5 protein-coding genes are annotated in these 6375 nt (G+C 42.0%); 3 read left to right on the top strand and 2 right to left on the bottom strand.

Annotated features, from left to right (window positions below; genetic code table 11):
* Positions 1-48: 48 nt before the first annotated feature.
* Positions 49-1842: a TonB-dependent receptor gene (locus tag Q0Z55_RS10825; protein ID WP_297428353.1), complete on the bottom strand. Its 1794-nt coding sequence runs from the start codon at positions 1840-1842 to the stop codon at positions 49-51.
* Positions 1843-2040: 198 nt separating this feature from the next.
* On the opposite strand from Q0Z55_RS10825, the gene Q0Z55_RS10820 reads away from it, so the two are divergent.
* The gene (locus Q0Z55_RS10820; RefSeq protein WP_297428349.1) at positions 2041-3234 is read left to right on the top strand and encodes a multidrug effflux MFS transporter; all 1194 of its coding nucleotides are present in this window, start codon (positions 2041-2043) and stop codon (positions 3232-3234) included.
* A gap of 9 nt (positions 3235-3243) precedes the next feature.
* A complete protein-coding gene (locus Q0Z55_RS10815) occupies positions 3244-3810 on the top strand; it encodes a TetR/AcrR family transcriptional regulator (protein WP_297428346.1) in 567 nt (188 codons plus the stop codon).
* A gap of 13 nt (positions 3811-3823) precedes the next feature.
* On the opposite strand, the gene lpxB is transcribed toward Q0Z55_RS10815, so the two are convergent.
* On the bottom strand, positions 3824-5014 hold the full coding sequence (lpxB, locus tag Q0Z55_RS10810) for a lipid-A-disaccharide synthase (protein ID WP_297428343.1): 1191 nt from the start codon (positions 5012-5014) through the stop codon (positions 3824-3826).
* Positions 5015-5408: 394 nt separating this feature from the next.
* Here lpxB and Q0Z55_RS10805 point away from each other — a divergent pair, with 394 nt between their 5' ends.
* Positions 5409-6302 carry a sulfite exporter TauE/SafE family protein gene (locus Q0Z55_RS10805; RefSeq protein WP_297428340.1) on the top strand — a complete coding sequence of 298 codons (894 nt, stop codon included), beginning with the start codon at positions 5409-5411 and terminating at the stop codon, positions 6300-6302.
* The last annotated feature ends 73 nt before the right edge of the window (positions 6303-6375 follow it).

Genomic DNA, 6375 nt, shown 5'->3' with positions numbered 1-6375 from the left:
TTATTGTTTGAACCCCAATAAGCCAACTTTCCAAAATATGCTAAAAGGTTAAGTGGATTTCATCGAACTCAGGTTACGATAGTTTTCATAACGTGCAGCCATCTGTACATCAAAGCGTTTTATCCAGTTTAAATCTTGCTCAGGCGAGACCAACGGTACATTCAGTTCAGCATAGATAGATTGGCTATCTACCGCTTTTTGGGTAAAAGGCAAATTTGGATTATTTAAGGCCTGTTGTTCAGCACGGCTGCTACTTTGCCAGTCGGTGTAGCCCAGTCCTGTGGCCAAAGTAATGTCACCGGCATACCATGTGCCAAGTGAGCCATGTGCACGCAGATTCCACTCTTGTAAGGTCTGATCGGTGTCGTTTTGTGCCACCGCCCAATAGCCTTGATTTAAATCAAGATCAAAACTGGTCACATCTTTTAAAAAGTCAAGTTTACCACTGGCAATATCTGCGTTGAATTTGTTGGTGCCTTTGGTGGGTCGGCGTTGATAACGAATACTTTTATCGGTATTGCTCCATGCATAATCACCGATGATGCGCCAATCCTCTGTCAATTTATATTCAAAGCCTGTTGCAATGCGTTTCATGGTGGCATCCATTTCACGGTTGCGTAGGCTTAAACCATTGGAATAGTCAGGTGAATAGGTAATTAAAATATCTTTATCAAATGGATTTTGAGGATTATCTGCAGCCAAAGTTACCGTGCCAAAACCATGATAGTTGCCTGCACTGGCAATATGTTGGCGCTCATAAGCCCCTTCCAAATAGACATTGAGTTGATCGGTAACATCACGATTGATATTTAAGCTATAGGATTCATTGTCTTGCTCACCCACCAAGGTCGCGGCCCCTGAATCGCTGCCAATACCACTGGCTAACCCTAGGGCATATTGTCCTACGGTGTCTTTAAACGCATCAATGCCTTCAGCAGCACCACGATAGCCTTTGGGCACATAAGCATAACTTGAACCTGCCCCAGCAAATAATTCTGAACCATCTTTAGTTCGGATATTGGTTAAATGACCCATCGGTGGATTGACTGCTACAGCCTTGTTCATGCCGTAAATAGCATCAGGGTTATTGGTCAGTTCAATTTGGCGTTGTTTGGTTTTAAAGCTGCGATCACGGGCTTTGAGTTGATTGGCCGTTTGCTGTTGTGCCGTCAGTAAAACTTGGGTGCGCCCATCTTCGAGTGCAAAGCCAGTGGTGAGGTTTAAGGTGGTCATCGCACTATCAGAATGAACACTGTTGTCATAACGCAGATTGGCTTGTGTACCCACATAGTCACGGCGTAACACCACATTAATCACACCGCCTAAAGCATTGCTGCCATATAAAGCTGCCGCAGAACTTGGTAAGACTTCAATACGTTCAATGGCGGCCAAAGGAATGCCTTTGAGATTTTGTTGATCGGTATTTTCCGATACCCCTCGCCCTCCAACCCCTGCGCCACGGCGACCATTAATTAACACCAAAGTATGGCTTGCCCCTAAACCACGTAGATTCATTTGGCTGCTGTTGCCAGTCCAACCACTGGCAGAATGATTAGCCACTGCGCTATTCATACTCAGCGTTTTTTGTAACAGCTCATCAATACTGCTTGCACCTGACTTTGCTATATCTTGTTGATCAATAATTTGTAAGGCTTGTGCATCATTTTCTGTGCGTACCCAATCCATATTGCCACGAAAAGCCTGCTGTTCAACTTCAGCTGTCAATGCAATGGTGTCTAGTATTGTCGGTGCTGCAAATGCCTGCATGCCTTGGGCACACATCGCCAATCCAATACAAGCACGTAGGCGCTGTGGTTGATTCCCCAAAAATAAAGTGTTCATCGCATCATCCTGATTATAAAGGCGACTAAATTTCAGCGCATGATAATCTAATTGATAATTATTTTCATTAACATTTGATATTTTTCTTTATCCACAAGATCAGATATATACATACAGACTGTGTGATGATAAAGCGCTTGTGTAATAAAGCTGCTTGTTTAAAATAACCTACCTATCGTTAGGTTGTATAAAAACTTTATGTCTGCTCCTGCTGTTACTCTTAAACTCACCTTATCTTTGGCAGTGGTGGTGGCCTTAGGCCCTGCTGCAATTGATATGTATTTGGCGTCTATGCCACAAATGTCCACTGATTTAAAGGTGTCTTATGCGGCCACCCAATGGACGTTGACCATTTTTTTAATGACTATGGGCTTAGGTCAATTAATTTTTGGCCCGCTGTCAGATGCCTATGGACGACGTAAACCCCTGATTTTAGGCATAGTCACCTATATGATTGCCGCATGGATGGCCAGTATTGCCACCAGTTTAGAATGGCTGATCACTGCACGTTTATTTCAAGGTTTAGGTGCGGCCACTGCCATTGTGGTGGTGATGAGTATGGTGCGTGATGTCGCCGAAGAACAACAAGCCGCGCAACTGTATGCGCTACTCAACAGTATTGTGGCTCTAGGTCCCATCATTGCACCTGCTATTGGTGGAGTGATTGGAGCACATTATGGTTGGCAAGGCATTATGTTATTTTTGGCAGGCTTAGGCACACTGGTAATGATCAATAGTGTGTTCAATATTCCAGAAACCTTACAAACCTATCAACGTGAACGCATTGCATTAAAGTCAATCTTTTTGGTCTATATCAATATTTTAAAGCAACGCTTTTTTTTACTGCAATTGCTGGCGCTGTCGGCAGTATTTTTCTTCTTATTTGCTTATATCGGGGGATCATCGTTTATTTACCAAAATAACTACGGCTTAAGTGTAGAACAATTTGGCTTGGTGTTTGGTTTAACCAGTATCAGTTTAATTGTCGGTGCATCTTTATCTGCATATTTGGTCAAAAAAATACCACTCTCAAAACTGGCCTATTTAGGCGCTTTTTGCATGAGTATTGCCGGTTTTGTATGCTTAATAGCCGAGTTTTTTAGTTTTGGCTTGCTTGGCATTGTGAGTGGGATCGCCTGTGCTTTATTGGGTTTGGGGATTTTAGAGGCGACCATTATGGCATTGGCCATGAATTCACAAGCACAAAACCTTGGGGCAAGTGCTGCATTATTGGGCGCCATTCCAATGGTACTGGCCTCGATTGCCACGCCTATTGCTGGAGTATTGGTAGAAGTACATGCTTTATATTGGGTCAGTTTATTGGCGCTCATTGGTCCGTTAATTTTGGTGTTGGTGCATCGTGCACTGAAACGTCAAACGGCTTATGTATAGAGGTGGTTGATGTCAAATCTTGTCCGTTCTGCGGCAAAACAACGTATTTGTGACGCCGCATTAGAACACTTTGTATGCTATGGCTATGATGGTGCCTCTTTACAGCAAATTGCTGAAATGGTCGGGATTCGTAAAGCATCTATTTACGCCCATTTTACCAATAAAGATGCTTTATTTTTAACGCTGCTTGACGACGCAATTAACGCCGAAAATCAATTTGTTGATCACTGCTTTGCCAAACAGCAAAAGTTGCCGGGTCAATGTTATTGTGATGCCTTAAAGCAGCATTATCAGCACGCCTTGCATTTTCGCTTTTTGCTGCGTACTGCCTATGTGCCACCCCAGCATTTAGCTCAAAGTATTAGTGCCTTATATAGCGAGCATTTAAGGCACTGTGAAACGCACATCAGCTCGGCTCTAAGCCAACACTCAGCAAGTTTGGATTTGGCTTATTTAAGCCAAGCCTATTTAGGTGTGATCGACAGTTTACATGTCGAACTCCTTTACGCTGGCACAGCAGATTTTGACAAACGTCTTGATGCGATGTGGCGACTATTTGCCACAGCGCTACACTAGCCTTCAAGCTATGTTAACAGGCTGTTGCCGTATTGGGCATTAATGCCAAAACAGCCTGCACCGGATCTTCACTATTACGATCAAGTAATTGTTTATGCATGGTGATGTGCTGCATGACTTGAATTTGTGCAGCTTCAACCTGCATTAATTTTTCAATTTCTTGACTTAAATTTTCAGGGGTTGCATCGTGTTGAATGAGTTCTTGAATTACCTTTTTACCGGCAATAATATTCGGTAATGAGTAATACGGAATCTTAATTAAAAATTTAATCACATGATAACTGAGCCAATTCAGCTTATAAAATGTCACCATTGGACGATGCAATAACATGGCTTCTAAAGTGGCAGTTCCTGAAGCTAGAGCAATGATATTGGCAGCATTCATCACCTGACGCCCAACTTTTGATTCTTTCCCCTGATTCTCAAGCACCTGAATCTTAGCGCGTACTTCTTGAGGATAATGAGCCAACAAGGCCTCGATTTGTTGTTTGCGTGCGTCATTAATGGCTGGAATTAAAAATTCATACGCTGGATGCTTTTGCATTAGTATCTGTGCGGCATCCAAGACCAAAGGCCCTAAACGCTCAATTTCACCACGGCGACTGCCGGGTAATAACGCAATATGCTTACCTTGATTATCTAAGCCCAATTCCTCTTTCGCTGCTTGTATTGAATTATCAAGCGGTAGCTCACTCGCTAAAGGATGGCCTACAAAAGCCGCCGGCACCTGCCAACGTTGGAAAAATGCCTTTTCAAACGGAAATAAACACAGCACCAAGTCAATATTGGCTTTAATACCATGCACACGTCCTTGACGCCACGCCCACACCGAAGGACTGACATACTGCACCGTCTTGATAGGTAGTTGTAATTGTTTAATTTTTTTAGAGACCCGTAAGTTAAAATCTGGCGCATCAATACCAATAAATATATCTACAGGTTCACGTTGCCAACGCTCAAGCAAGCCATCACGCACCGCAAATAACTGCTTAATGTCTTTTAAGACTTCCACAATACCCATGACCGAGAGTACATCCATCGGATAATAGCTCTGAAAGCCTTCAGCAATCATTTGCGGACCACCAATCCCTTGAAACTCAACATCAATACCTTGCTCACGAAAACTGCGCATCAGCTTGACACCTAAAGTATCACCTGAAACTTCACCGACCACGATGCCAATTTTAAGCTTTTTGTTTTGCAAGGTTGTTTCCTTAAGCCAAGTTTAAAAGAGGCTTATTTTAGCATAGACCTGCTTGAAGATTGTGTGGCTTTAACCGATTTAGAGGTTTACAACATCAACATCTCTTGCACTGAATTTACGCTTAAATTGACTGAACAACCTCAAGCTCAATGGCTGTAATATGCTTATTTAAACACTCCATTGAGTTTTTTAAACCCTACATGCGTTTAAAAAAGCACATAAAAAGTAAAGACTTCATGTACATAAACAACTGAATCAGTTTATAAAAATAACTCAAGCACCTCAAAGCCAAACGCTTTATCTTTTTTTTGCATAAATAAATCACTAATCAAGACAACGACTTATCTTTAAAAGTCATAACATATGCACGTTTTTTAATATCTGGCATATAAGCATGTTTGGTCCCGTTGAGTTTATTTTAGCAGGCGTTTTGGTCGGTTTTTGTGTGGGTGTCACTGGTGTGGGTGGCGGCTCCCTCATGACCCCGATCTTAATTAGTTTATTTCGTATCGAACCACACATTGCCATTGGTACAGATTTACTCTATGCCGCGATTTCTAAATTTTGTGGCTCTTTGGTGCATGCCAAAAAAATGAATATTGTGTGGCCAATTGTGATTTGGTTAGCAGTAGGCAGTATTCCTGCTTCTTTTGCAACCCACTGGGTCTTGGAAAATTTCTTAAGCCAATCAACGCACTATAAGGCAGTACTTACCATGGCACTGGGCTTTATGCTGACCTTAACCGGTGTATCAATTGTGTTTCGTGGCAGCATTGAGAATTTCTTTAATCGTTACCGTTCACAAGAACAACTCGATATGAGTGCCGATTTATCACGCAGTAACTTAAGCGCACAAGCCAAAGAAAAACGTTTCTTAATTATTTTTATGGGCATCGTTTTAGGCGTATTCGTGACTTTATCATCTGTTGGTGCAGGTGCTTTTGGTATTATGGCATTGGTTTTGATGTTCCCTAATTTACCGATGATTCGCATTATTGGCTCAGATGTGGTGCATGCTGTGTTACTGACCTTAGTGGCAGGCTTAGGCTATATGAGTGCCGGTAACGTCGATTATGTGTTATTGGGTTGGTTGCTGTGTGGTTCAATTCCAGCAATTGTGGTGGGCACATTGGTGAGTTCACGTTTACCTGAAAAAATTATTCGTAAAATCTTAGGCTTAACGTTGTGTGTGATTGGTATTAACTTTATGATCAATCCGGTTAAATCTAAACCTGTCAGTGTTGAAACTGCATCTGTGGTTGTGGTGCAACAACAAAACAATAGTTAACATTTTAAACACGATTCATCACTTTTTTTTAAAAGGGCTATTAGACTTTTTGATAGGAAACCAAGTCTTGAAT

Source organism: uncultured Acinetobacter sp. (assembly GCF_947626835.1).
Classification (GTDB): domain Bacteria; phylum Pseudomonadota; class Gammaproteobacteria; order Pseudomonadales; family Moraxellaceae; genus Acinetobacter.
Note: the sequence above shows the minus strand (reverse complement) of the source record. Positions and strands in the feature narration are given on the sequence as shown.

What these genes read in the sequence shown, in the direction of transcription:
- Q0Z55_RS10820 (WP_297428349.1), top strand. Translation starts at nt 2,041, where the DNA reads ATGTCTGCTCCTGCTGTTACTCTTAAACTCACCTTATCTTTGGCAGTG.
- Q0Z55_RS10805 (WP_297428340.1), top strand. Translation starts at nt 5,409, where the DNA reads ATGTTTGGTCCCGTTGAGTTTATTTTAGCAGGCGTTTTGGTCGGTTTT.
- Q0Z55_RS10825 (WP_297428353.1), bottom strand. Translation starts at nt 1,842, where the DNA reads ATGAACACTTTATTTTTGGGGAATCAACCACAGCGCCTACGTGCTTGT.
- Q0Z55_RS10815 (WP_297428346.1), top strand. Translation starts at nt 3,244, where the DNA reads ATGTCAAATCTTGTCCGTTCTGCGGCAAAACAACGTATTTGTGACGCC.